Source organism: Haloimpatiens lingqiaonensis, assembly GCF_901447495.1.
GTDB classification, from domain to species: Bacteria; Bacillota; Clostridia; order Clostridiales; family Clostridiaceae; genus Haloimpatiens; species Haloimpatiens lingqiaonensis.
On the sequence record NZ_CABDWS010000001.1, the window covers coordinates 90984 to 117836 of the forward strand.

A 26853-nucleotide genomic window follows, 5' to 3' on the forward strand; every position below is an offset into this window, starting at 1 on the left:
TAACGATCTCTAACCTTCAGTTGAAGTAAAAACTCCATCTGAAGTTAAGAGCTCTGTTTATGTTAATTTACATATATAACATAAATAATATCCTTAATTCCAATTCTATATTTAACTCTAATATTATATTTAGTTCTAATAATATCCTTAATACTAAAATATAATTATATACTTTATTCTATCATAAATTTTAAGCACTATGTTAAATTTAAAAATGCCGTAAATTATAGTTTACTTTATGTTATAATAATCATACTTATTATAAATCAACTGAACTTTGCCAAATGATTTTTAAAATTTATATTGGTTAATAATTGAAAATATAAATATCAATTAATGTGACTTTTCTTAATTTCATTTATAAAATCTTTAATTTATTTTAAAACTAATAGAATTTTTTAATTCTTTAAATTACTGTGAAAGGGTTGTGTAAAATGGATAAATTATTATTTGGTATTTCAGGACTTCCTTTAGGTGAAGATGAAAAAAAATTTACATATAAAACGGGAATTGAATATCTTAAAAACTATGGATTGGATGCTATGGAACTTCCCTTTGTAAGATCTGTAAATGTAACAGATAAAAACAAAGACGGTATATTGAAAGCAAGGGAAGAAAATGACTTTTATTTATCTGCCCATGGCTCTTATTTTATAAATTTAAATGCTGAAGAAGAAGAGAAGCAAGAAAAATCTTTAGAAAGAATAATAAAGGGGGCTGAAGCACTACAAAAGGTAGGTGGAAGAAGCCTTATATTTCACCCTGGATTTTATTTGAAAAAGAGTAAGGAAGAAACTCTCAATAAAATTAAAGAAAATTTAAGTAAACTTCCTTATTTCGGAGTAGACTATAGACTTGAAACCACTGGCAAAGGCACACAATTTGGTTCTCTAGAAGAGTTAGTATCCCTATGCAAAGATTTGCCCCACTGTAAGCTTTGTATAGATTTTTCTCATTTACATGCCAGGTATAATGGAGCTTTAAAAAATTATGATGATTTTGCAAATATTCTTAAATACATAGAGAATAATTTAGGAAAAGATGCTTTAGAGGATTTACATATGCATTTATCCGGAATAAATTACGGCCCTAAAGGAGAAAAAAATCATCTTCCTCTATTAGAAAGTGATTTTAATTATGAAGCTTGCCTAAAAGCTTTAAAGAATTTTAATGTAAAAGGATGCCTTATTTGTGAAAGCCCTATTTTAGAAAAGGACGCTATTTTACTTAAGGAAACTTTTTGGGGATAGGCACTTTATAGGGACTAGATGTTAGGTGCTAGGTGCTAGGTGCTAGGTGCTAGATTGTATATTATTGTTTTATTGTTTTATTGTTTTAATGTTTTGGAGATTAGAGACTGGGGATTGGGGAGTTATATTAGTCACCACTCCCCAGTCTCCAGTTCCTAGTGCCTAGTCACTAGTGATGATAGATACTAGGTGCTAGATTTAAATATTAGCGGGTTCCTTCTATAGCACCCTTTTTAGGGTTCTTTTGAAATTCTTTATCTTCTATAACTTCTGGTTTTGCCGCTTGATGGTTGGATTTTCTTTTAGCCTTTTTTCCCTGACTATGCATTTTTTCCACTCCTAATCATTGTGAACTATAACATATTATTTTTCTAAAAAATCAATTATCCCCTACTGGTATCTAAATAATTGTATTAGCTATTAATACTCTTTATTTTTCCTCTGGGGTATTTATTTCTTTTTTATTTTTCTTACCTTTATTTTGAGGTCTTGCGCTTTCTTCCATTGAAGGTCTTTTCATACCTTTCTTAGCCATATCTTTCACTCCCTTCTTAATTTATATCTCTATTTTTTCCTGAATACAATAAATTATTCTATCCCTTTTGTATCACTAAAAATTTTAAACTTAATATAATAATAATGGGAACTAAAAAACTGCCCACAATTGAGGTGTAATATAAATGAATAATAATTTAAACAATAAAAATTTAAAGAGTTTGGTAGTTGGAGCTAACTGTATTGTTCCTTTAATTAATGGTACCTCTACCTACTATATAAATTTTGATAACGCTGCTACCACACCTCCATTTTTAGCTGTTATGGACAAATTAAATAAATTTGCTCCCTGGTATTCCTCTATCCATAGAGGCACTGGGTATAAATCGAAACTCTCTACTGATATGTATAATTTATGTAGAACTATGGTTGCAAATTTCGTTAAAGCTGATTTAAATAAGGATGAAGTATTATTTGTTAAAAACACCACTGAGGGTATTAACAAACTTTCCTATTTATTAAAAGAAGATAAAAGTAGTGAGGCCAGAGATACGGTATTATGTACTTTTATGGAGCATCACTCTAATGATCTGCCTTGGAGAAATAAATTTAATGTAGTTTATATAGAAGTGGATGAATACGGCAAACTTTCTATGGATGACCTAGAGGATAAGCTAAAAAAATATAAGGGAAGAATTAAATTAGTTGCTGTTTCTGGTGCATCAAATGTAACTGGTTATATAAATCCCTTTCATAGAATAGCTTCCTTAGCTCATGAAAATGGTGCAAAAATTTTAGTGGACGGTGCTCAGCTTATACCACACGTACCCTTTACAATGAAACCACACCATTCTTCCAGTCACATTGATTTTTTAGCCTTTTCTGCTCATAAAATGTATGCTCCTTTTGGATGTGGTGCTTTAATTGGGCCTAAAGATTTTTTTAGTAACAATATTTCTGAGCAAGTAGGTGGCGGAACTATCAAAATAGTTACTCCAGAGGAAATAGCCTGGGCAGACTCTCCAGATAATCAGGAGGCAGGTACTCCAAACTTAATGGGTGCTCTTGCATTATGTGCTTCAATAGACGTTTTAACTTCTGTTGGCATGGATACAATTTACAAACATGAAGATACTTTGAAAAAATATGCACTTTCTAAACTTTTAAATATAGAAGATGTACAAATATACTGTAAAAAAGATGATTACGAAAACACAGTTTCTATAATTCCTTTTAATATAAAGGGTCTATACCATGAAGATGTGGCCAAAGCCCTTTCAAATTACTGGGGCATTGGCGTTAGAAGCGGCTGTTTTTGTGCACATCCATATGTAGAAAAACTTTTAAATGTTCCCCAAAATGAGATAGAACACATGATGCGTCATCCTGATAATCCAAAGAACGGCATAGTAAGAATAAGCTTTGGCTTATACAACAGCTTTAAAGAAATAGATATTTTTATAAATGCCATTAAATATATTGTTAAAAATAAAGAAAAATTTAAAACTATTAGTGAATAAATAGTAATAAAAACAACCTTTCTAATGAATTGAATTTACTAGAAAGGTTGTTTTTATTACTAAATAACCATATCTTCATTATTAGAATTTAATATAAAAGTTATTTAGCAACCGATTTAATTTTGTTATTTTATTTAATTATACTTTCATTAGCCTTAAATTTACCACTAGTATCCATATGTCCATTAATACTTTCTGTATCTTTTCCTTCTATCAAAAATTTAACTTCACTTATTCCTAAATCCTTGTTTAAAGTTAATGTGTTAACTATGGAGTAAATAAACATACTCTCTCCAGTAGATCCACCATTTAGCTTTTTAGCTACATCCTTTTCCAAATCCACATAAGCTACCTTTTCTTTTACATTTATCTTTATGTCTAGGTCCTTTGGCACTGCAGCATAATGATTTTTTTCCTTTGGACCTTCCTTTAGCTTTTGGATTAAAGTTTCTGGAGTAACTTCATCTAATTCAACTTCTTCTTTATTCAAATACATAGCCTGATCATCTACAAAATATAGAGAAACCTTTGTAGCAGTTTGTTTTTTTTCATCCTCCTGCTTTTGTCCTGCTTCCTTATCAGCATCTTTTTTTTCTGACGCCACTGCTGGCTTTTCCTTTTGATCTGTTTCAGTAGAATTTGCGTTAATTTTTCCGCACCCTGCAAAACTTATAGTAAGTAAAGAACATAATATAAAGCACATAATTTTTTTCATAATTTTCCTCCTTATATTTGGTAAAATATTAAATTTGGTAATAAAATTTCTCCTTGTCTTATCCGAACCATAGCAAATTTTCTTCAATTGCTCACGGTAAAGTGTGGTCTTCTTGGTTAAAATTATACCACATTATTTTACATAAAACCATTTTCACCGATGAGTGTTCAATATATGTTAATATATTTATTTCAGCTATTCCTATAGTATTTATGACGAATTTTGTATAAATTTATCACATTATAATTGATATTTTTCTTTAAAAATTGTAAAATGTAATTAATATAAATTATTATATATGAGTTATTATACTTAAATGTGTAAACAGTTACACATAAATTTTAAGCTCTACATTAGATGAATAAATGTTCTTAATTTAAAATATAAATTTGTAAGGTAGATAAGAAGTAAGTAAGAAGTAAGAGGTAAAAAGTAAGAGGTAAGGAAGATTTTCCTTAATTGCATTACGGAAAATTTTTAATTGAATAAATGTCATAGTAAAAAAAACTATAATTATTCAACTAAATTGACTTGAAAAAATTCATTAAAGCTGAATTTTCACCACAACTATTACTTCTTACTATCTCTTGTTACTTATTCACAAATTAATTATAAAAAACTCCTTGAGTTTTATCCTTAACTATTACTTCTTACTTTTTACCTTTTACCTTTTACCTTTTACCTTTTACCTTTTACCTTTTACCTTTTACCTATTCTATTTTACAGATTTTGGTTGATTTATAAAAGAGCTTTATTCTCAATTTTATATTTTTATACTATAAATATACTAAGGAAAGGTGATTTAAATTATGGAAAACATATTAAATATTATAAAGGATACCACTTTAACCTATGAACAAAAGGTTTTAAGCCTAGCAAGGGCTGCAGAAAATTCTTTAAATGTTTTAAACATAGATGAAGACTCTAAAGAATATTTAGATAAGGGAATTATATGTGATTTAGGCGAAGGTCATGCACCTTATAGACCTAGATACATTGTACCTGACTATGAAAAGTTCATGAAAAATGGCAGTGAATTTTTAGGTCTTACCCCTGCTAATGATATATGGGATGCTGTTAACAATTTACTTATTCTATACAAACACGTGCCATCTATTACATCCTTTCCTGTATCTTTAGGAAATATAGATTATTTATTAGATCCTTATGTAAAGGATGAGCAAGAGGCTTATAAAGCTATAAAAATGTTCTTACTTCACATTGACAGAACTATCACTGACTCCTTCTGTCATGCCAATATTGGCCCAAGAGATTCAAAAGCAGGCAGAATAATATTAAAGGTTCAAAGGGAACTTCAGGCAGCTATTCCTAATATTACTGTTAAATATAATAAAAACACTCCAGAGGATTTTGCTATAGACTGTATAAACACAGCTCTTTTAACTGCTAAACCTAGTTTTGCCAATGATGAAATGTTTTCTAGTGAACTAGGTGAAAATTACAATGTGGTAAGCTGTTACAACGGACTTTACACTGGCGGCGGAAGTTATACTTTGTGCAGACTTAACTTAGCTTTTCTAGCTAAAAAAGCATCAAGTATAGAGGATTTTTTAAATAATATTCTTCCTAACGCTGTGGACAGAATGACTAGATACATGGATAAGAGAGTTAAATTTCTTGTGGAGGAAAGCGGTTTCTTTAAAAGTAGCTTCCTTGTAAAAGAAGGCTTAATATCTAGAGAAAACTTCTCTGGTATGTTTGGAATGTTCGGTCTTGCAGAGTGTGTAAATAACTTCATCTCCTCTAATAAAAAAGAAGATAGATTTGGTCATGGAGAAGAAGCTAATAAATTAGGCTTAGATATAATAGAAAGATTAAATGAGGAAGTTTCTAAGCATAATGCTCCTTACTGCGAAAAATCCAAAAATAAATATTTACTTCACGCTCAAGTTGGTATAGATAGTGATAAAAATATAACCCCTGGCTGCAGAATACCTATAGGAGAAGAACCAGAACTTCATGAGCACATAGTTCAATCTGCACCTTTCCACAAATATTTTCCATCAGGTATTGGAGATATATTCCCATTTGAGGAAACTGCCAAAAGAAATCCTAAGTTTATATTAGATATTATAAAAGGCGCTTTTAGTTTAAACATGAGATACTTCTCCCTTTATTCCTCTGATTCTGATGTTATTAGAATCACTGGATATTTAGTTAAAAAATCTGATATAGAAAAGTTAGAAAAAGGAGAACAAGCTCTTCAGGACACTGTTGTTTTAGGATTAGGCGCTGTTAAAAACCAAAGAGTTCTTGAAAGAAGGGTAACAAAATATGAATAAAGCCCTAGTAAATAGGATAATACCCTTTAGTGCAGTGGATGGTCCTGGCAATAGAACCTCTATATTTCTTCAAGGTTGTAACTTCAATTGCCTTTATTGCCATAACCCTGAAACCATAAATAAATGTATCCATTGTGGAAAATGTATAGATGTTTGTCCCCAAGGGGCTCTTTATTATAAAGATAACAAAGTACATTGGAGAGATGAAATTTGCATAAAATGTGATGCATGCTTAAAAGCTTGTACTCATAATGCCTCACCTAAGGTAAAAGAGATGTCTGTAGAAAATATCCTTTTACAAATTAAAAAAGTAAGACCTTTCATAGAGGGAATAACGGTTTCCGGCGGTGAATGTACTCTTCAAAAGGATTTTTTAGTTCCTCTATTTAAGGAAGTTAAAAAACTGGGCTTAACTTGTTTTGTAGACACTAATGGTTCCATACCTTTATATGAGGATAAAAATCTTCTGCAGGTTATGGATAAAGCTATGATAGATTTGAAGTCTTACCCATTAGAAGAGCATAAAATGCTCACTTCTATGGAAAATAATATTGTACTAAAAAATATAACTGAACTTAGTAAATTAGATAAGCTATATGAAATAAGAACTGTAGTGGTGCCAGAATTATTAGATAACAAGCATAATGTGCACATGATCAGCAGTTTAATAGCATCTTTAAATCCTAATATAATATATAAAATAATAAAATACAGACCATTAGGTGTTAGAGAAGAAATGATAAATAGCTACACTCCTTCTAAGGAATGCATGGAGGAACTATACCAAATAGCAATAAATAATGGTTGTAAAAATGTAGTTATAGTTTAACTTAATTGTGCGAAATTCTCCTTGTGGTTAGGAAGGTTTAAATGAAGCTACCACTTCAACGAAGTAAGTGGTAATAGTTCACCTTTTATTAAAAGAGATGATGACAAAATCATCTCTTTTTTTCTCTTTTTTATACCACTTTTTCACTTTAACACAATAATTTGTTGCAAAATTTATAATGATATGAAAGAAAACTTTTAAAATTCTATAAAATTTTGAATTTTTAAAAAGGAATATGAACTTTTTTAGTGAATATATATATTGTTAAGTTAAAAATTAATTAGTATGGGGTGAGTTTTAATGATTACAAACTTAGATATTTCAAAAGCTATGACTATTAAGCTTGAGGAAGAACTTCCAGAAATGCCTCAATTTGTTGAAGGCATAAGACGTGCACCAGATAGAGGCTTTACTCTTACAAAGGACCAAGCGAAATTGGCTCTAAAAAATGCTCTTCGCTATATTCCAGAAAAATATCATGAGAAGTTAGCTCCTGAGTTCATGAATGAACTACTAACTAGAGGAAGAATTTACGGATACAGATTCCGCCCTGAAGGAAGAATTCATGGAAAATCCATAAATGACTACAAGGGAAAATGTATTGAAGGTAAAGCATTCCAGGTAATGATAGATAACAACTTGGATTTCGAAGTTGCTCTTTATCCTTATGAACTTGTTACCTATGGAGAAACTGGTCAGGTATGCCAAAACTGGATGCAATACAGATTAATAAAAAAATACTTAGAGGAATTAACAGAAGATCAAACTCTTGTTATAGAATCAGGTCATCCTCTAGGACTATTTAAATCAAAACCAGAAGCACCAAGAGTTATATTAACTAATGGTCTTTTAATAGGCATGTTTAACGACCAAGAAAATTGGCACACTGCTATGCAGCTAGGAGTTTCTAACTATGGTCAAATGACTGCTGGAGGCTGGATGTATATAGGACCTCAAGGTATTGTTCATGGTACCTTCAACACTCTATTAAATGCTGGCAGACTAAAATTCGGCATTCCTCATGATGGAGACTTAAAAGGTTATTTATTTGTTTCCTCTGGTCTTGGCGGAATGAGTGGTGCTCAGCCAAAGGCTGTAGAAATAGCTAATGGTGTTGGTATCATTGCTGAAGTTGACTATTCAAGAATTCAAACAAGACTTGACCAAGGTTGGGTTAACAAAGCTTCTTCTAATTTAGCTGAAGTATTTAATTGGGCTCATGAAGCTATGGAAGCTAAAAAATCTCTTTCTATAGCATATCATGGAAACATAGTTGATTTACTAGATTATGTGGTTAAAAACAATGTAAAAATTCATTTATTATCTGACCAAACTTCTTGTCATGCAGCTTATGACGGAGGATATTGTCCTCAAGGTATTTCTTTTGAAGAAAGAACTGAACTTTTAAAGAATGACAGAAATAAATTTAAAGATTTAGTAGACAAAACTTTAGTAGAACATTTCAGACTTATAAAAATACTAGTGGAAAGAGGCACTTACTTCTTTGACTATGGTAACTCTTTCATGAAGGCTGTTTATGATGCAGGAGCAAAAGAAATATCTAAAAATGGTGTAGATGAAAAAGACGGATTTATATTCCCATCTTATGTTGAAGATATCATGGGACCTATGCTATTTGATTATGGATATGGACCATTTAGATGGGTTTGCTTAAGCCATGACCATGAAGACTTAGTAAAAACAGACCATGCTGCTATGGAATGTATAGACCCTAATAGACGTGGACAAGACAGAGATAACTACATCTGGATAAGGGATGCAGAAAAGAATGGCTTAGTTGTTGGTACAGAAGCTAGAATTCTTTATCAAGATGCTGAAGGAAGAATGAAAATAGCACTTAAATTTAATGAAATGGTTAGAAATGGTGAAATAGGACCTGTTATGATAGGAAGAGACCACCATGACGTAAGTGGTACTGATTCACCATTTAGAGAAACTTCTAATATTAAAGACGGCAGCAACATAACTGCTGATATGGCTGTACAATGCTTTGCTGGAAATGCATCAAGAGGTATGAGCCTAGTTGCTCTTCACAATGGTGGAGGAGTTGGCATAGGTAAATCTGTAAACGGCGGTTTCGGTTTAGTTCTAGATGGAAGCCAAAGAATTGATAATATAATTAAATCTGCTATGGCATGGGACGTTATGAGCGGTGTTGCTAGACGTTCTTGGGCTAGAAATGAAAATGCCGTAGAAACAAGTATTGAATACAACTTAAAGACAAAGGGTGAAAATCACATTACTATACCTTATGTAGCCGATGAAAAACTTGTGGACAAAGTAATTTCTGAGAATTTAAAATAGAACCTTATTACTAGTATTTATGATAGGTGCTGGGGACTAGGTGCTAGGTACTGGGTGCTAGGTACTAGGTGCTAGGTACTAGGTTTTGGGGCTGAATTAAGAGGGAGGGATAAAACTTCTTAGGTAGTTTTATAAAAATATAAATTTAAAAAATTCCATAGGAATTTCAACATTAATTGATATTTAATCTTTGATATTTCTATTTTTTCGCTGGCTATCACCAATAAAAGATTTTTAAAGCTCTAAAAAAGGCTATAACTGCTCCATTCAATGAAACAGTTATAGCTTTTTTGTTATCTCTTTTATTTAATTAAAAATTTTCCGCAACATATTGGAAGAAAATCATCCTTCCCTTCCTAGTACCTAACTAATAAGCAAAAACTGTCACCAAACTTTAAATAATTGGTAACTAGCGACTAGAAAAGTCTATAGCATTAACATGCTTTTCTACTATATCTGAATAGTCCTTATCTTCATCTTCACTTAATATAACACTAACTAGTATTACATAAGTTGGCAAATCATACAATCCCCAAACAATCTCTACTCCTAAAATTTCATTACATATTCTGCATATGTCAAAGCCAAAGGATTCTAGAGATACTCTCATTATACTAGGATTTTTGCATTCTTTATTTTCTTCTCTAGTGCACTTTGGGCAAAATAAGCATTTACCTGAAAACACTGCCCTACTTTTTGGTATTTCCCCTTCTACCTTTAAAAGCTCTCTATCTAGTTTTTTTCTGACTTCCGCCATCATTATTTCTGTAGCTTTTTCTATATCATAAGGATTTTTATTTACTAACTTCTGTATATGCTCTGGAAGCTCTTCCGAATAAATCAAAGTCCCTACTAAATACGCTGTCTTATACTTTCTTAAAGTTTTTTCTAAATCAAAGCTATGGGGAGGACATGTCCACACCTTTCCGTAATTTGGACACTCCTTACAAAACATTTCTATGTACTGATTATTAAAATACTCCATTAAATAACTCATGTCCACTCTTTTAAATAAATTTTCTACAAGCACTTTTGTTACACCCCTTTTTTTAGTTGGCTAGTTTTCCAGTTGGCTAGTTTGCTAGTTAAATGAAAAAATCTGGCTTTAATAAAGTAAAATAATTAGAATTTGATACTGTCTATAAACTTATTTTAACAATCCCAGTACCTAATTATAATTTTTTACGGATTTAAAGTCAGATTTTTCATATCATCCTACCACACTATTATTGCTATTTAGAAGCCTTTTCTAAATCATCCATTACATTGTTGCAGAAAGTCATCATAGAACGAAGCATATCAAATAACATTTCTTCACTTACGGAATTTTCATAAGGCACTGTTATTTGAGCTGCTACTGAGCCCTCTTCATTTATGTAGAATTTAGGGAATCTATAAGATCCATTGATTCTATTTATTAAATTGTAAATTCCCGCTGTATTGCTTTCATCAGATAATTGAATTAAATCAAATATATTAAAATCTACACAAGTATTATCTTCATCAAAATCTATTACTATATTAACGCTGTGATTTTTTATTATTTGACCAAAAGCAAATATAGTTTCATTACCATCTTCCTGTACTTTTATTATAGGCATAGGAAATCCATTTTTCTCTAGTAAATTGCTAAATCTTGTAGCCGTATTATTCATTTCTGTACCTCCTCAAATTTTGCATTACTTATTTATTCTACATATATTACTCAATTCCTTCTAGTATTATTTTTACTTTATTACTTAGTTCCTTCTAGTATTAATTTTCATTTATTATTTAATTCTTTCTAGTATTATTTTCATTATTATGTAAATTACCCTGTTCTTACCCATGGCATCTCTACTACGCTAAAAAGTACCAGTTTATAAGCTTCTCTCCCCAAAGCATGACTATCACTGCTGCCACTGCTATAAATGGTACAAAAGCCACAGGATCCTTTCTCCCCTTCTTTTTAGTAATTAGCAATATAGCACCTATGGAACCACCTATTATAAAGGAAAGAACCATTAATAATAAAGCTTTCTTTATGCCTAAAAATAAGCCGCACATAAACATTATCTCCACATCACCCCAGCCCATACCCTTAGTTAAAAAAGCTATTATTGCAATTATTGAAGCTGGAATTAACCCTCCCAAAATATAATCCTTTAATATATATCCATAGGGCATGGCTATGGTTTTATACATAAAAATCTCTATAATAATAAATATAATTCCGCCTATTATGCCTACTAAAGAAGTAGAAAAATAAACTTCCTGAGTGTCATAATCTATCATACCTATAATTAAAATACAGTTAAATAAAAAAATATATTTAATGGTGAAAATAGAGTTCCCATAAACCACATATATACTAAGCCATATTAATGCGGTAAATAATTCAATCATAGGATACCTTATAGATATTTTTTCCCCACAATATCGGCATCTCCCCTTCAAAAACAAATAACTTATCACTGGAATTAAATCTAATGGCTTAAGTTTATTACCACAATTAGTGCAGTGAGAAGGTGGAAATACAATGGACTCCTCTCTAGGAATTCTGTATATACAAACATTAAAAAAGCTTCCAAACAATAAGCCTAAAATGAAAATTAAAATGTAGTTCATAGTCTTCCCTCCAATACTTATCCATAAACTTATCAGCTACTACACCACACATAAATAGGATTAAAATATTACAAATTATAGTCAAGGTATAACGTAAAACCCTTACATCCTCCACCACAAGGGTAAAAAATTTTACCAAATAAATTATAAACAGAGCTCTTAGCTTCAGATGGAGTTTTTACTCCAACTGAAGGTTAGAGATTGTTATCCAGGGACGTAGCTGCCGTTATCTCCCACTTTGTTAGAAGTGGGAGTGTTACGGCAGGTAGTCATCGGATAAATTTTATACTTATTATAATATAGAATATCGTATAGGACAGCATCCCATACGATATTCTAAAATTAATCTAAGTCTGGTAATGGTTGTATAATTATATTTAGTATCTGATTTATCTTTTTATTATTATCTACATTACAAATAGCATCATTGACTATAGATACATTATTAGATGAATCTTTTAACCTAGGATATACCTTATAAGATATAATGTATTCTCCTGGCTGAAGTTTAAAGTTTGTAAAAGTTATTTTGGTTTTTTCTCCAATTTTTTTAACTTCTAGACCTGCAATATTTTCTAGCGGCATTCCCTTTAAAACTCCATTTTCTATTCTGTAAATAGCTATATCTTTTTTATCTACTAATATTTGTTCCTGACTGCTCAAATTACTTACATCACTATTTACAACTATATCCATAGAAAAGGCTTCATATACATTAGATTCTATTTTAACTCCAAAATTAGATTTTATTTTATTGGCTATGGATACATTTGGTTTTTTTTCTATATCTGTATTTTCTAAAAATATATCTGTATTTTCTAAAAATAAACCATGATTTATTATGGAAATTACACTGCTATAAGATTTTATTTCAACACTATTTAAGCCCTTAAAAAATTCTTCTTTATTCCTATCATATATATCTTTATAAATTAATTTTGCTTTATTTTCTAAATCTATTTTTCCTGGATTTATTCCCTTTACTTTAATATTAAAATCCATTTTTTCCGCCACATATTGTCCATTTTTTAAAGTGTACTTTACATTATCTAAGCTTCCTATTATTTTGCCGTCACTGTACTGGAATCCATTAGGCAATTCTACCGCCTCCAATCCAGTTGGTAATTGAAACTCAAACTTTAAATTTTTAAGAGTTAAATCTGCATTTATATCTTCTGCTATCTTAGCATAAACCTCCTTTATATCCTCTGCCTTTAAAGCCTGTTTTATATTAAAATTAGGCAACTCACCATTTTCCTTTTTATATTTTGCAAATTCTTTATTTACTGATTTTAAAATTGATTCTCTATTATTACCAGTTACTTTTTTTATTATATTAGATAAGTTATAATCATTATACTCAGATGCTATACTTTGTAGTTGTTCTAACGGTGAATCCTTTGAAAAACCTAATAAATAATTATTGATATTTGGCGAATTCTTGGCTATATTATTAGCCGCAGTGATAGCATGGTTTTTACCAATTGAAAAACCTTTTATAGGCTCATAATACCCTTGTTGCCTAATATCTTCTTCCGGTACTCCATCTGTAAGCATAACTAAATATTGTTCGTAGGTTTTCGAATCATCCTTTTGATAACTTTTTAATATACGTTGTCCTTCCTCTAAAGCAGCACCTATATTAGTACCTTCCTGTGGATTTAAACCACTTATCCATTTCTTAGCTTTCTCGATAGCCTTAATATTTTTAGTTTCATCTGAACCTAGTTTTATAGTTAGATATTTTTCATTAATATCCGAAGAAAAAGTGTTTAGTACTATATTTACTTCTTCACCATAAGACTTATCCTTAAAACTATCTAGAAATTTATATAATGCTTCTTTAACTATATCCAATCTAGATTTATCAAAATTAAATTTTTTATAGTAATCTTGAATTCTTTTAACTCTACTTATTGTATTAATATCATATCCTATTTCATACCACTCTCTATAATATTTAGAATAATATCTCCATGAATGCTGACTTGGCTCATCATATAATAAGTCAAAATTTAGCACACCTACCCACTTACTATATTCTTCATCATACCACAGGTATTTATTACTTTCTAAATATATAATATCTGATAAAATCTTATTTACATCCTCACTATTGTATTTATTTTTTTCTAAAAACTCTTTAAAAATTCCTATACTTCTTATGTTAGTAATTTTATCTTTATTACTGTAATTATAAAATTCATTTCCATATAAATCCCAAGCCATACTTCCAGAAGTATCCACCATCAAAACCACATCTTTAGGTTTTGAAATCAAACCACTTACTTCACTGCTCTTTATTTCTCTTGGGGTTATAGAATAATTCAAATTAAATTCCTCATTTAATTTATACTCTTTCTTTTCACTTTTTTGCGTTAATGTTAATAAATCCTTAAGTGTGTTATCTTTTATTTGTATTTTTAGTGAACAATCTAAATCTATAGTTATTTTTTCTTCATTTTTGACATCACAAGTTAACTTCGTATCTTTACTTACAGGCACTTCTTGATCTTCCTTTATAATCAAACCATCCTTTAATCTTATATTATAAATAATTATTATCTTTTGAAAGTTATTTTGAAGTTTTCTAAAATCACCTATTATCGTATTGGTCTCATAGTCAAAACTTATTTTCCCCTTAGATGAATCATTAGGATATTCAATGGCTAAAGTTCCTGGAACTATTTGAAAATAATCATAATTTATTTTATCTTCAAATATATAATTTTGAAAATTAGTTTCATTACTACCTTTTTTTAAATTCAATGTAATAGTTATCTTAAATTCTTGTGGATTGGTTTTTTGCAAAACTTCTGCTTTTTTCTCATAAATTAATTTATTAGTCAATTTTTCCTTATATGAATCTTTGATATTATCTTCTGAAAAAGCCTTATGAGAAGGCAAAAACAAACTCAAAGTAAATAATATTAAAGTAAATAGAGCAAATAATCTTTTTTTCAAAACTTTCACTCCCTTCCTTTTAATTTTAGTTTCTAAAATATATTTCTGTTTCCACTACCTTTTTTAAACCGTTCTTTCTTCCTGTAGATAGCTGTAATTTAACATACATACCTTTATTTCCTTGAAAATAGCCCTCATTTCCTGCTGGTTTTATTAGAAGTTTTTCTATCCCTTCTGCTATTAAAATTCCCGTATGTGTATCGTCAGTACTCATATATAATTTATTTTCCTTTAGATAAAATTTATAATATTTACTTTCTTCAAATACATTATCTATTTTTATGCTTTTAATTGAAATAATATCCTTTTTTTCTATCTCACCAATTCCATCATTATGATCATATACAGTTACATCATTTTCATCTACTACCTGCAATATCTTACTGCATTGCATAGCCTTTTCAGTTATTTTTTCTATAGCCCTATCTCCTTCTTCTTGCAAATTTATTTCTGCTTCTGTGCTACTGTAATTTTTATAATTTGCATTGAAGAAAGTATACAAAATTGAAAGGACTATTAAAAATATAGCAGTGGTTATTAAAGTTTCTACTAGAGTAAACCCTTTTTTATTCATATAAACACCTAATTTCTATTTAAGTATCTTCCACTTTGAAACCTTTATTATCTTTTCTCTAATAAATGCATTGCCCTTATTCCATGTAGGATTTATATTCACATAAGAATATTGGCCATTTTCCTCTTCAGGAAAAATATCTTTAAACTCACTATAATTGTCCGCTATAAGCTTTTTTACTAAAGCCTCATTATAAGTTATCTTACAATTCTTTGATAAATTTAAGTTTCCGGTAACTATTATTGTTCCAGTAAAATCTACGTCTTGGTCAATATTTAGGTCTCCTTTAACAATAAGTATTCCTTTTTTAAAGTCCTTATCTTTAGACAAAGAATAATCCCCTTGAACTACTAATATTCTACTACCATCCTTATATTGCCTGTCCATTGACTTAAAATTATTCTTATAATCATCTAAGCTTTTTAGTTTATCACTCTGAATAGTTACTTCATGGTCATAGTCCTTTAGCTTATCCCCCATATTGAGCACTTCAGTTATATATTCCTTTTTAGCTTCTATAATCTTTTCTTCCCCAGAAACATTATAACTTCCTGCTCCAACCTTCCCATTAGAAACCACTGCCCCTGCAGTGAAATATCCTCCAAGCTTAACCTTGCTAAGAATAGATTGATTTTCTTTATATTCTTCTTTGTCTTTATACTGATTATGATATTGCTGAAAATACTCACTTTTATCCCTAGAAGTTAATTTCATTCCATTCCTAAAAGTATCTGCCAATGCCAATGGACTATAGTACTTAAACTGTACATCTTTTAAGTTTCTATTTTCATTGGATGTGTATGCATCCGTAAGAGGATATGTGTATGCTAAATAATTTCCCTTTATAGATAGAGACTCACCTGTTTGATATAGGGGAGAGGTTTTAATATAAGAAGTTCCTAAAATATATGCTGTTCCCCCTATGTTAAGTCTCACATCATTTTCTTTCTCATCTCTTATATCCTCTGAATTTATTATAATACAGCTAGACTTATCTGGTTTACCAGCATCTTGCCCATTTTCTAGTCCGTAATAATCTGGTTTTCCAGCATCTTGCCTATCTTCTAGTCCGTAATAATCTCCTTCTATAAATACCTTGCAACTTTCTCCATTAATCTCCAAGTCATCCTTTGTATATAAACTGCCATTAAATTTTTCATTTTTAGTAACATTCAGCTCTGCTCCATAAACATTCTTGCTCAATATCACATTTCTGCCATATATATTGCCTACTACATTATTTTTAGAAGAACTATTTATAATAAAATCCTCAAAGATACTTATTTTACCTTGTGCATTTAAATTCCCGTTGTCCTGTATTTCCAAATTCTTTCCTACATAAATATCACCATCTATTGTAGTTTCATCTTTAACATGCATATTTCCGCCCACATTTATTGCCTTTGACCATGCAGCATTATTTTGAATTTTAACGGTGTTAGAACCTATTTTACTTCCACTATACTTAGGTATACCTATGGCAAAATTACAACTAACAGCTTTCGTAATTCCCTTATGATTAAAATCTGATTTAAGGCTTAAATCCAAAATATTTTTGGAACTATCCTTTAAAAAATCATCTATATGTGTTTCTATTTCATCTTTATTTTCTACTGTAACCACAGGTATCTCCTGTTCTTTTTTTGTTTTTCCTATAATAGCTTTATACTGGTCTAAATCCTCTAAATCTTCCAATAGAGATATTTTTCCCTTTTTATCTTCTGAAACCTTTTCTCTTAATAGGGCTATTTTATATTTTTCTTTAAATACCCTATCTTGCTCTTTAAATAATTCTCCTGTATTTAAGCTAAAATCCTTATTTATATAGGGGCTTGAACCTTCCTCTCTTGCTTTAATCAGTTCCTTTTCAATAAAATCCTGCATATATTTTTCTACTTCTTCATTTGCTTCTTTTGTAGCCATATTTACATGTTCATTTACTATACTATAAGCTATGTCCAGTCCTGATTCTGCTCCATAAAGATTTCCCTTAATATCACTTTTTAAATACCTGGTATTATTAGTGGATAAGGCTAATGTAAACATGGCAGTACCAAATACAAAAAGTATGGACATTATTATTAGCACCATGTACAGGGTAGATCCCTTTTTCTTTTTTAACATATGTCCACCTCCATCAATACCTCTTATATCCTTCTAGGGTTTGAAGAATCTCCTCATTGCCTTTAAAATTATTTTTACTTACAGTAATATTTACCTTAAATAAATTTCCATAAGCTTCTTCACCATTTTCACTGTAATTAAAAATATAATTTATCTTTCCTAAGCTGCTATTTATATTATAAAATTCCTGTGAATCCATATATAAATTCAGTTCACCTTGGTAATTTTTTATATCCAAATTAATTTTATTATCACTAATGTTATGTATCCATATATTTAAAGTTTCTAAATCATTTATATTATCTTCCACCTTAATTGTATCATCTCTACCATCATTTGTATCTATTACAAAAACAATTTCATTATTTTTTTTCTGTATAACTAGTTTATCAGCTTCATCATATAAACTCCCTATTTCATTCAATAAAGTTTTTTCTTCTCCATTTTTTTTATAAACTTTTACGTTCTCTCCTACTTCCAATATATATTGAAAATTAATATTTTCTATCTTTTTCTCTTGTTTTAAAGTTTCTATTTTATATTTAACTAAATATTCTTTACCGTTTCTCCTTATCTTCTGTGAAATACCCTCTGAGGCTTCTTTAGCATCCAGTTCACTAATTTTAAATTCTGGAGATTTTATCTTTTCCATATACTCTTGTGCTATAACAAGCGCTTGCTGTTTTTCTTTAGATTTTTCACCTAAATTTACAGTAGATAATCCCATAGACAAAAAAGGGGTAATTATTATGCCTAGTATGGCTAAGCTTATAATTACTTCAATTAATGTAAGTCCACTTTTCTTTTTCATTGCCATTTTCATGTATAATTCCCCCAATCTATCTATTCCTTTTGCCATTAAAAAACTCCAAGTAAAACTAGTAACTTTATTTATCTTATATTGATATTGCCACCTTCTTTTATAACATTAACTCTTGGGGCAACTTTATCGTCATTTTCCACCACTATATTTAAATTTAAATTTGTTTTATTATTAATCTTAAAATTAACTCCGGCCATGTCTCCATTAGATTTTCTAGGATTTGAATATACTTTTATATTTATTTCATTCCCCTGAGGTTCTAATTTTGAACCAGCCTCATAATTCATTGGATACTTATCCCTTGAGGTTTTATACCTATAGTAATACTGTCCAGCTTTTTCCCAAAGCTCCATGGATACCTGCTCTACATCATTTTTATCCCCATACACATAGGTTTTTTCATTCTGATCTTTTGCTTCTCCTAATATAACCGTTGGCAAATCTGAGGTTTCTGCCCTCACACTCATTAAGAAATCATATGTTTCTTTTTTAGGCTCACTTACAGTATCTTTAGCAATTATTCCTCCTGCAAAAGGATCATTCTTACCATGAGGTACATCGAAATCATATGGAACATATTCCTCTTTATTAAATTGAGGTATTCCGTAAATATCCAATGTTAAAGTTCCAGATAAATTATTTCCATCTGAAGTATTTATGTTTATTTTAGATATTACTATTTTCTTATTAAAACCTTCAACTGATTTTATAAAATTTATTAAAGCTGGATGATTTCCTTTAAAGCTTATGTTAATGCTCATTTTTTGTGCTTCGCCATTTGGAATTTTCTTATTTTCCCTAACTATATTTTTATTTTCTACCTTCTTATTTTCTTCATCATTAATATCCTTATATTTTTCCACTAAATTTGATAATTCATCGGAAGTTGATACTTTATCTTCTTTTTTCCCTTCATTGTCTTCTCCTGATAGTTTAGTTAGTTTAGGCTCAGTAAAATTTATTACATTTCCTGTTAAGCTAGAATCACTTAAAAGCTTATTTATAGCTATTATTATTCTTTCCTGTTCTATTTCAGGGAAAATATTTCTCAAGTCTTCCATTATTTTAGAATTTGTCTTTTTAATATCGCTTTTAATCTTTGGCTGAGTAGCTATCTTATTTTTTATTTTATACATTTTTTCTTCACAATTATTTCTTTGGCTCACAAGAGAATTAATTTTTTCGTTTTGTTTTACAAGAACCAATTTATAATATGCAAATGCCACAAGCAAAATCACTAAAATACTCAAAAGCAATTGTTCTCTTTTACTTATTTTCATCAATACCCACATCCTTTAATGTGCATTTTAAATTGAAAATATACTTTCCGCCTTCTGATTGGCTTATATTTGACACAAATATATTTTTAAATAAATTTGTATCTTTTAAATTATATTGAAACTCAGCAATATCCTCTCTTCTACTTCCCTGACCTTGTATTTGAATATTGTTATTATCCATATTTATGCTTTTAAAATACACATCCTTTGGTATTGAAATATAAATATTATTTATTAAATAGCTATTTATATTTCCAGAACTTTCAATAAAATCAGCAATAGGGGAAACTTTTTGCTTATATTGTTCTAAAATCTTTAATTTATCCTGTTGTCTTTCAGCTTCCTTTAGTTTTTCAATGTTTTCTTTGGAATTTATATAACTTTCCATAGCTTTTATTTCTTTATTTAATTTAAAAGTCCTAATTAATTTATATCCAGATGTCAAAACCATAAAAAAAACTAAAATTCCAGCTGTAGCTAATATATAATTTTTCTTATTGCTTTTTTCCTTTTCATCATAGGATTCTACTTGAAAAAAGTTAAAATCTTTCATTTTAACCCCCCATTTAAAGTCTAATAGCTGCACCAGCAGCATTTAGATATTCCATTATATTTTCTTGATGTTTGTCCACATTCAAATTAGCCATACTTCTTATTAAATTAACCTCAATACCCAAACTTTTACTCATATACTCTTCTATTCCTTTTAGCTTTGCTCCTCCACCATATATAAATATTTCTTCTATGGTATCCCCAGAATTTTTCTTTCTATAATACTGTATTATTTTATCTATTTCTAATGTAAGATTATCTGCCCATAGCTTACCTATTTTGTTTATGGATTCTTCAAGAGATCCCTTTTCCTTTTCTTCTCCTAAATCTAAAATACTTAACTTTTTTTCTTCTCCTTCTTCCTCTGATAAAAATAAATTCTTTGATATATTTATATCTATATATGAACTGCCCATGGATATAAGCCTTGAAAATTCTACATTATTATTTTTAAGTACATTTATTTCTGAGTATTCGCTGCCTATATCTATAAATGCAATGGATTTTTCTTTTTCATATTGTTTTTCATTAATATTACATGTTGAATAAAAAAGTTTGCATATACTATTACTATTTATGTCTAAAGCCAAAGGTGTAAGTTTTAACTCCTTGCATAAAGCTAAATATCCCTGCACAATACTTTTAGGATATGCCACCACATTTACCCTGGATTTTTCCACATCATTTTCCTTAAAACTACTTATTAATTTATGTTGAATAATATAATCTTCCGACATTATAGGAAGATATCTTTCTATCTGGAACTTTATAATAGCTTCCATATCCTTTTCATTGGCAGCAGGCACCAAAATTTCTCTTGTTATAATGGAAGTACCTTTTGATGTAAATACTGCCTTTTTAGTTTTAATATTTCTAAGTTCCAAATTCTTTTCTAATACCTCTTTAACTCTTCCGATATCAGTTATTTCACCATCATTATAAGAATTTTCTGGTGTGTTTATAGAAAAAGCATTACTTACACAAATATTTTTTTTATTTATTTTCAAATCCAATATTTTTATATTTTTTGCTCCTACATCTATGGATAAAATATTGCTTGTGAACATATCTTTAAGCAAGGTATCACCTCCGATATTTAGTCATATATAATTTTTTTGTTTTTAAATATTATTCCTGCCGCATATCCCAATAATATCCAATAAATTGGTGCTACTGCTACAACACTTATATTGAAAAAAGCTTGTGTTAGATATCCAATAAGTGAAAGCACTATAGGAATCATTTCTTCTTCTATTTTTGCTCTGCTATAAGCCCCCTTAACTATACTTATAACTATTATTAAATATAATACCAAAGCTGGAATCCCTTCCGTTACAGCTATCTGTAAGTATTCATTATGGGCTTTATCATAATGATGATTCATTCCGCACTCTTTACCAAATCTCTTCATAAAAACTAAATCAAAAGTATCAGGTCCACTACCAAGTAAAGGTCTATCTGGTATTAGCTTCACAGCCCTCTTCCATATAAATATTCTTCCTGAACCTGATCTATCAGCATTTTCTTCCATTATTACATTGTTGGCATCCTTAATTATGGATAATTGCCTATTAAATAATGCCCCTTGGGTAATTCCATTAAAACTTAAACTTATAATTATAAAAACTACATAAATTTTAATACACTTTTTTAAATGCTTTTTATTGTTTTTTATAAACTTTATAAGTACTATAGAATATACAACAAAAGCTAACCATGCGCTTCTAGTAAAAGTACAAAGCATACATAAAAATAAAATGCAACTCCAAGCTAAGTACATCTTTTTTTGGTATTTAATATACAAAAATATATTTATGGGTAAAAATAAAGTTATGTAACTGCCTAAAAAGTTTCTATTGCCAATGGTTGCATAAGCTCCATACCCCCACTGAAAAACTCCATGAAGGATTAATTCTTTTAAGTTAAAATATTGAAATATGCCATACAAACCCATAATGCTGGAGCTTAGAGCAAATAACTTAATATAATGATCTTTAAATTCTCCATAATTAAAAGAAAAATAAAATAATATTAAATAACTAATTAGTGATATCATTCCTTCAAATCTTCTGTGATGTCCAGTTATAGCTCTGCTTGGTGATACAGAAAATATAGTGGATAATACTATTATTATTGCAAAAACAAAAATTAATTTTTCCACCCTTTTAGGTTTAACTTTTTTTAGCCTAAAAAAGTATATGAGTAATAAAGAAAATATCATAAACAACATGTATTCAAATTTACCCTGTGAAAAAACATCATAATTGATATAAACTATAATAAATGGCATAAAACATACAATATTCAACAATATATAGTTTTGTAATTTTATATAACAGTAATTTAGTTTAAATAAAAGAATGAGGCTTACCAAATATATAAATACAAACAGTATATTTATGTACTTCAGCCTGGTTTCAATAATTAGTAATGGCATCAAAAAATTGATTATTAAAATCTCATCTCTTAGCCATTTATATTTTTCTTTCATTTTTTCTCCTAAAGTCTCATAATATTTTTAAAAAGTGCAATTTTGATTTAAGTAAAAGCTTAAATCAAAATTGCATGGTTAAAATGTTTATGGATTATTTACCATAACTTGTAGCAGGATTTGGATACAATTCTACAGTATCTGCAAATACAGTTACGTTTCCATCTTTATCTATTTTCACTTTAAATTTTTTGTCTTTAGCGACTTTAAGTTCTGGTACACTTTGAAGTTCTTTTACTATTTTCTCTGCATCATCAGTAGCTGTTTTACTGATTTCTAAATCTGTAGTAGTAGGTACTGTAATATCTCCTTTTGTAACTAATACAGATGTAACATCTGCTATAGTTTTAGCACTAGCTATATCCGCCTTTATTTTTGCATCCTTTTGAGCATTTCCAAACTTAGGTATAGCAATTAAAGCTATTATTCCTATAATAGCAATTACTATTATAAGTTCAATTAATGTAAAACCTTTCTTTTTTGATTTTTTTAAATTTGTTGTTATCTCCATATGAGATACCTCCTTAATTTATTATTTTTATTATTCTTATAAGAAATTATCCAAAGTCTTACTGCTCTTCCCCCTAACCCTATAAGAGATATGAGTTTTAGCTATTAGACAAGAGATAACTCTTTTTATTAACTTTACTACTTTTTAAGTTGGTATAGTGTTAAATACATCGAACATTGGCATCATCATGGATATAACTATAAATCCAATTATTACGCCCATTATTAAAATCATTAAAGGTTCCATCATAGCTGTCATTCTCTTTAGAGCTGCATCTAGTTCCTCATCATAAAAGTTGGCGGTTTTATCCAATATATCATCTAATGCTCCAGACTCTTCACCTATTTTTATCATGGACATAAGCATTGGGGGAAATAGTTTAACTTCCTTTAAGGAATCGGATAAGTTTTCCCCTTTTACAACTCTGTTTTTAACCTCTTCCATCCTATTTTCCACCACTTTATTTCCTAAAACTTTAGCAGTGATTTCTATTGATTGAATTAAAGGTATACCACTGTATAGCAATGTGGACAATGTTCTTGTAAATCTAGCAGTTATTATCTTGGTATTCATGTCCTTAGTTAGAAAGTTCTTTAATTTTAAATTATGAAAAAACAACTTTCCATTTTCACTTTTTGAATAAGTCTTTACTATGAAAACTATCATAGCAATTACCGCTATTATTATATACCAATTTTTTCTTATACCTGAACTTATGGCTAAAGAAATTCTAGTTGGGAGAGGCAGTGGCACTCCACTCCCCTGAAACATGTCTATAAATATGGGCATTATAAAAGTTACTAAAAAAGTTACTATGCCTATGGATAAAACGCATAATATTATAGGATATATCATGGCATTTTTAATTTTATTATTTATTTTGTTTTCTCTCTCATAATGAGCTGCCATTCTTTCCATTATTAGATCTAACTTACCACTGGCCTCCCCTGTTTCCACCATATTTATCAAAAGCTCAGGAAATATATCTTCCTTTTTTTTCAAGGCCTCGGATAGAGTTATACCCTTTTGTATGTCTTCATATACCTGATTAAGAGCTTTTCTCATTAAAACATTGGAACTTTGCATTTTTAAAGTATTTATACAAGTAGCTATATTTGCTCCTGCATTTATCATAGTATGGAATTGCCTGCAAAATATATATAAATCTCTAGTACTTACTTTCTTGAAATTTTCAAATACATCTTTTTCACTTATTTCAGATATTTCTTCTATACTTATGGGATAGTAATTATTATCTTGAATCATTGCTAATACTTCATTTCTATTAGCACCTTTAAAACTGCCCTCAAGTTTTTTACCTTCACTATTCATTACTTTATATTTATAGGTAGGCATAAACACACCTCTTTTTCTTTAATCTTTTAAAAAGCTTATGCTTAAAAGTTCATCTACAGTGGTTATTCCCTGTAAAACCAGTTCCCTGCATGAATTTCTTAAAGTTTTCATACCCTTTTCTATGCTAATTTCTCTTAATCCATCAGCATCAATACTTTTAACCATATATTCTCTATGTTCTTTTGTAATTTCCATTATTTCATATACACCAATTCTGCCTATATATCCACTGCCATTACAATAAGTACAGCCTGTCCCTTTAAATAATTCTAAATTCTTTTGTTCCTTAATATCCAGTATACTTTTTTCCAAAACATTAGCTTCATACTTTTCTTTGCAATGAGGACATATTTTCCTTACAAGCCTTTGAGATATTACTCCTGATAAGGAAGTTGCAACTAAGTAAGGTTCAATACCCATATCTATAAGTCTTATGACAGAAGAAGGCGCATCATTAGTATGAATTGTACTAAGCATTAAATGCCCTGTTATAGCCGCCCTAATAGATATTTCTGCAGTTTCCTTGTCCCTTATCTCACCTATCATAACTATATCCGGATCTTGTCTCAATATGGATCTAAGAGAAGAAGCAAAGGTAAGTCCTACCTTAGGATTTACATTTACTTGATTAACTCCTTCTAGCATATATTCCACTGGGTCTTCTACAGTTATTATGTTTTTGCCCTTGCTATTTATGCCATTGAGCAAAGCATACAAAGTAGTGGACTTTCCGCTACCTGTTGGACCTGTAACCAATATAATCCCATATGGGCTATTTATCATTCTTTCTATTTTTTTTACATCTTCTGGGCTCATACCCAATTGCTCTTTACGAATTAAAAAATTACTTCTATCTAGTATTCTTAGAACTGCCTTTTCACCATAAACCGTAGGTAGAGTAGATACTCTTAGATCTATGGGCTTGTCCTCAACTGTTGTTAAAATTCTTCCATCCTGTGGTATTCTTTTTTCTGCAATATTTAAATCTGAAAGTATCTTTATACGAGTGATGAAAGCATTGAAAATGTCTCTATTATATCTAAAAACTTCCTGTAATATACCATCTACTCTATATCTTACTCTTACGTATTCTTCAAAAGGTTCTATATGTATGTCACTTGCCTTCATCTTTACCGCATTATTTATAACAGAATCCACTAATCTAACTGCTGGAGCATTCTTTATATTATCTATTTTCATAGTGTCTTCTTGCACTTTAGGTAAAATGTTTTGTTGTTTAGACAAATCTTCCGCAGCTTTTTTAATATATTGACTAGAATAGTACTTGTTTATAGCTTTCTTTATTTCCTCATCTCCAGCTATGTATGTTTCTACTTCACGAGTGGAAGATAACCTTACATCATCTATGGCAAATATGTTTAAAGGATCAGACATGGCAACTTTTATCTTTTCATTGTCAATACCAATGGGAATTAAATTATATTTTAATGCTATATTTTCTGGCACCATTTTTATGCATTCTTCATCAATATTAATTGAATCTATATATACCCTAGCAATTCCCAGCTGCTCTTCTAATGTATTTATTATGTCTTCCCCTGTAACTATGTTTTCTTCTATAAATATTTCACCTAATCTTTTACCAGTTCCCTTTTGCTTTTCTAAGGCTTTTTTTAGTTGTTCTACATTAATTTTACCCTGTTGTAAAAGTAAATCTCCTAATTTTTTCTTCATTATATTCTCCTGCTTGATTGTTTTTTACATTTTCTTACAATATATAGTATTATACCATATATTGTAATATGCTTCAATATACTTATAATATTTAATAAATCAATTATCTTTACTTATTTCTTAACCATAATCATAAATTTATTTTTTTAACAAAAAAAAGGCCCTTACAATCAAAGGCCGGTTGCACTATAAACTCCACATATACAAAGTGCCCACATAAGTATATGTATCTTAGTTTCCTTTTAAATATGTTTAAACACATTTATACATATTTTTTTAACAATTATTTGTTCTTATTTATGTTTTTACTCTATTTTAAATATAAATTCTCTTTAATTTCCATATTTATTTCATTATATTAAATTATAGAATATTTTTCAATAAGAATATGAATTTTAGTCAAATTAAAAAAAATTAATCTTTTTCGACATTATATACG

21 protein-coding genes and 1 riboswitch are annotated in these 26853 nt (G+C 29.4%); of the genes, 5 read left to right on the top strand and 16 right to left on the bottom strand.

What is annotated here, in order from left to right:
* The first annotated feature begins 434 nt into the window (after positions 1–434).
* Entirely contained in the window at positions 435–1250 is an 816-nt protein-coding gene (locus FGK85_RS00440) for a TIM barrel protein (protein ID WP_138202736.1), read from the top strand.
* 205 nt (positions 1251–1455) lie between these two features.
* On the opposite strand, the gene FGK85_RS15675 is transcribed toward FGK85_RS00440, so the two are convergent.
* Positions 1456–1578, bottom strand: coding sequence for a hypothetical protein (locus tag FGK85_RS15675; RefSeq protein WP_279232893.1), 123 nt, complete (start codon positions 1576–1578; stop codon positions 1456–1458).
* A 352-nt stretch (positions 1579–1930) separates the two neighbouring features.
* Between FGK85_RS15675 and FGK85_RS00445 the strand changes: the two genes are divergently transcribed.
* Positions 1931–3265: an aminotransferase class V-fold PLP-dependent enzyme gene (locus tag FGK85_RS00445; protein ID WP_138202738.1), complete on the top strand. Its 1335-nt coding sequence runs from the start codon at positions 1931–1933 to the stop codon at positions 3263–3265.
* Between the two features lie 130 nt (positions 3266–3395).
* On the opposite strand, the gene FGK85_RS00450 is transcribed toward FGK85_RS00445, so the two are convergent.
* Entirely contained in the window at positions 3396–3980 is a 585-nt protein-coding gene (locus FGK85_RS00450) for a GerMN domain-containing protein (protein ID WP_138202740.1), read from the bottom strand.
* An 809-nt stretch (positions 3981–4789) separates the two neighbouring features.
* Here FGK85_RS00450 and FGK85_RS00455 point away from each other — a divergent pair.
* The 3 genes from FGK85_RS00455 (at position 4790) to FGK85_RS00465 (ending at position 9437) form a co-directional block, all read left to right on the top strand.
* A complete protein-coding gene (locus FGK85_RS00455) occupies positions 4790–6283 on the top strand; it encodes a YjjI family glycine radical enzyme (RefSeq protein WP_138202742.1) in 1494 nt (497 codons plus the stop codon).
* Positions 6276–7112: a YjjW family glycine radical enzyme activase gene (locus tag FGK85_RS00460; protein ID WP_138202744.1), complete on the top strand. Its 837-nt coding sequence runs from the start codon at positions 6276–6278 to the stop codon at positions 7110–7112. The genes FGK85_RS00455 and FGK85_RS00460 overlap by 8 nt, the downstream gene beginning before the upstream one ends.
* 300 nt (positions 7113–7412) lie before the next feature.
* On the top strand, positions 7413–9437 hold the full coding sequence (locus FGK85_RS00465) for a urocanate hydratase (RefSeq protein WP_138202746.1): 2025 nt from the start codon (positions 7413–7415) through the stop codon (positions 9435–9437).
* Positions 9438–9846: 409 nt separating this feature from the next.
* On the opposite strand, the gene FGK85_RS00470 is transcribed toward FGK85_RS00465, so the two are convergent.
* From FGK85_RS00470 to FGK85_RS00535, 14 genes are all read right to left on the bottom strand, one after another.
* On the bottom strand, positions 9847–10467 hold the full coding sequence (locus tag FGK85_RS00470; protein ID WP_138202748.1) for a DUF2284 domain-containing protein: 621 nt from the start codon (positions 10465–10467) through the stop codon (positions 9847–9849).
* A 202-nt stretch (positions 10468–10669) separates the two neighbouring features.
* Entirely contained in the window at positions 10670–11092 is a 423-nt protein-coding gene (locus FGK85_RS00475; protein ID WP_138202750.1) for a YbjN domain-containing protein, read from the bottom strand.
* Between the two features lie 184 nt (positions 11093–11276).
* Positions 11277–12044 (bottom strand): prepilin peptidase, encoded by a 768-nt coding sequence (locus FGK85_RS00480; protein ID WP_138202752.1) that lies wholly within the window; start codon positions 12042–12044, stop codon positions 11277–11279.
* Positions 12045–12386: 342 nt separating this feature from the next.
* The gene (locus FGK85_RS00485) at positions 12387–15008 is read right to left on the bottom strand and encodes a vWA domain-containing protein (RefSeq protein ID WP_138202754.1); all 2622 of its coding nucleotides are present in this window, start codon (positions 15006–15008) and stop codon (positions 12387–12389) included.
* 25 nt (positions 15009–15033) lie between these two features.
* Entirely contained in the window at positions 15034–15582 is a 549-nt protein-coding gene (locus FGK85_RS00490) for a PilW family protein (protein ID WP_138202756.1), read from the bottom strand.
* A 15-nt stretch (positions 15583–15597) separates the two neighbouring features.
* Positions 15598–17706 carry a DUF2572 family protein gene (locus FGK85_RS00495; protein WP_138202758.1) on the bottom strand — a complete coding sequence of 703 codons (2109 nt, stop codon included), beginning with the start codon at positions 17704–17706 and terminating at the stop codon, positions 15598–15600.
* Between the two features lie 13 nt (positions 17707–17719).
* Positions 17720–18565: a type IV pilus modification PilV family protein gene (locus FGK85_RS00500; protein WP_138202760.1), complete on the bottom strand. Its 846-nt coding sequence runs from the start codon at positions 18563–18565 to the stop codon at positions 17720–17722.
* A gap of 32 nt (positions 18566–18597) precedes the next feature.
* A complete protein-coding gene (locus tag FGK85_RS00505; protein WP_138202762.1) occupies positions 18598–19809 on the bottom strand; it encodes a hypothetical protein in 1212 nt (403 codons plus the stop codon).
* Entirely contained in the window at positions 19796–20362 is a 567-nt protein-coding gene (locus tag FGK85_RS00510) for a PilN domain-containing protein (protein WP_171011284.1), read from the bottom strand. Before FGK85_RS00510 ends, FGK85_RS00505 begins: the two co-directional genes overlap by 14 nt.
* Positions 20363–20375: 13 nt before the next feature.
* Positions 20376–21440, bottom strand: coding sequence for a type IV pilus assembly protein PilM (gene pilM, locus FGK85_RS00515; protein WP_138202766.1), 1065 nt, complete (start codon positions 21438–21440; stop codon positions 20376–20378).
* A gap of 17 nt (positions 21441–21457) precedes the next feature.
* Positions 21458–22522, bottom strand: coding sequence for an O-antigen ligase family protein (locus FGK85_RS00520; protein ID WP_171011285.1), 1065 nt, complete (start codon positions 22520–22522; stop codon positions 21458–21460).
* A 424-nt stretch (positions 22523–22946) separates the two neighbouring features.
* Positions 22947–23363: a prepilin-type N-terminal cleavage/methylation domain-containing protein gene (locus FGK85_RS15680; protein WP_138202770.1), complete on the bottom strand. Its 417-nt coding sequence runs from the start codon at positions 23361–23363 to the stop codon at positions 22947–22949.
* A gap of 144 nt (positions 23364–23507) precedes the next feature.
* The gene (locus FGK85_RS00530) at positions 23508–24719 is read right to left on the bottom strand and encodes a type II secretion system F family protein (RefSeq protein WP_138202772.1); all 1212 of its coding nucleotides are present in this window, start codon (positions 24717–24719) and stop codon (positions 23508–23510) included.
* Positions 24720–24737: 18 nt separating this feature from the next.
* Positions 24738–26414 carry a GspE/PulE family protein gene (locus FGK85_RS00535; RefSeq protein ID WP_138202774.1) on the bottom strand — a complete coding sequence of 559 codons (1677 nt, stop codon included), beginning with the start codon at positions 26412–26414 and terminating at the stop codon, positions 24738–24740.
* Positions 26415–26581: 167 nt separating this feature from the next.
* Positions 26582–26663, bottom strand: a riboswitch (cyclic di-GMP riboswitch).
* Between the last annotated feature and the right edge of the window lie 190 nt (positions 26664–26853).

Excerpts from the sequence above, each read along its gene's own strand:
- FGK85_RS00490 (WP_138202756.1), bottom strand. The coding sequence starts at position 15,582 with ATGAATAAAAAAGGGTTTACTCTAGTAGAAACTTTAATAACCACTGCT.
- FGK85_RS00535 (WP_138202774.1), bottom strand. The coding sequence starts at position 26,414 with ATGAAGAAAAAATTAGGAGATTTACTTTTACAACAGGGTAAAATTAAT.
- FGK85_RS00475 (WP_138202750.1), bottom strand. The coding sequence starts at position 11,092 with ATGAATAATACGGCTACAAGATTTAGCAATTTACTAGAGAAAAATGGA.
- FGK85_RS00460 (WP_138202744.1), top strand. The coding sequence starts at position 6,276 with ATGAATAAAGCCCTAGTAAATAGGATAATACCCTTTAGTGCAGTGGAT.
- FGK85_RS00440 (WP_138202736.1), top strand. The coding sequence starts at position 435 with ATGGATAAATTATTATTTGGTATTTCAGGACTTCCTTTAGGTGAAGAT.
- FGK85_RS00455 (WP_138202742.1), top strand. The coding sequence starts at position 4,790 with ATGGAAAACATATTAAATATTATAAAGGATACCACTTTAACCTATGAA.
- FGK85_RS00445 (WP_138202738.1), top strand. The coding sequence starts at position 1,931 with ATGAATAATAATTTAAACAATAAAAATTTAAAGAGTTTGGTAGTTGGA.
- FGK85_RS00495 (WP_138202758.1), bottom strand. The coding sequence starts at position 17,706 with ATGTTAAAAAAGAAAAAGGGATCTACCCTGTACATGGTGCTAATAATA.
- FGK85_RS00500 (WP_138202760.1), bottom strand. The coding sequence starts at position 18,565 with ATGGCAAAAGGAATAGATAGATTGGGGGAATTATACATGAAAATGGCA.
- FGK85_RS15675 (WP_279232893.1), bottom strand. The coding sequence starts at position 1,578 with ATGCATAGTCAGGGAAAAAAGGCTAAAAGAAAATCCAACCATCAAGCG.
- FGK85_RS00510 (WP_171011284.1), bottom strand. The coding sequence starts at position 20,362 with ATGAAAGATTTTAACTTTTTTCAAGTAGAATCCTATGATGAAAAGGAA.
- FGK85_RS00465 (WP_138202746.1), top strand. The coding sequence starts at position 7,413 with ATGATTACAAACTTAGATATTTCAAAAGCTATGACTATTAAGCTTGAG.
- FGK85_RS00530 (WP_138202772.1), bottom strand. The coding sequence starts at position 24,719 with ATGCCTACCTATAAATATAAAGTAATGAATAGTGAAGGTAAAAAACTT.
- FGK85_RS00450 (WP_138202740.1), bottom strand. The coding sequence starts at position 3,980 with ATGAAAAAAATTATGTGCTTTATATTATGTTCTTTACTTACTATAAGT.
- FGK85_RS15680 (WP_138202770.1), bottom strand. The coding sequence starts at position 23,363 with ATGGAGATAACAACAAATTTAAAAAAATCAAAAAAGAAAGGTTTTACA.
- FGK85_RS00505 (WP_138202762.1), bottom strand. The coding sequence starts at position 19,809 with ATGAAAATAAGTAAAAGAGAACAATTGCTTTTGAGTATTTTAGTGATT.
- FGK85_RS00480 (WP_138202752.1), bottom strand. The coding sequence starts at position 12,044 with ATGAACTACATTTTAATTTTCATTTTAGGCTTATTGTTTGGAAGCTTT.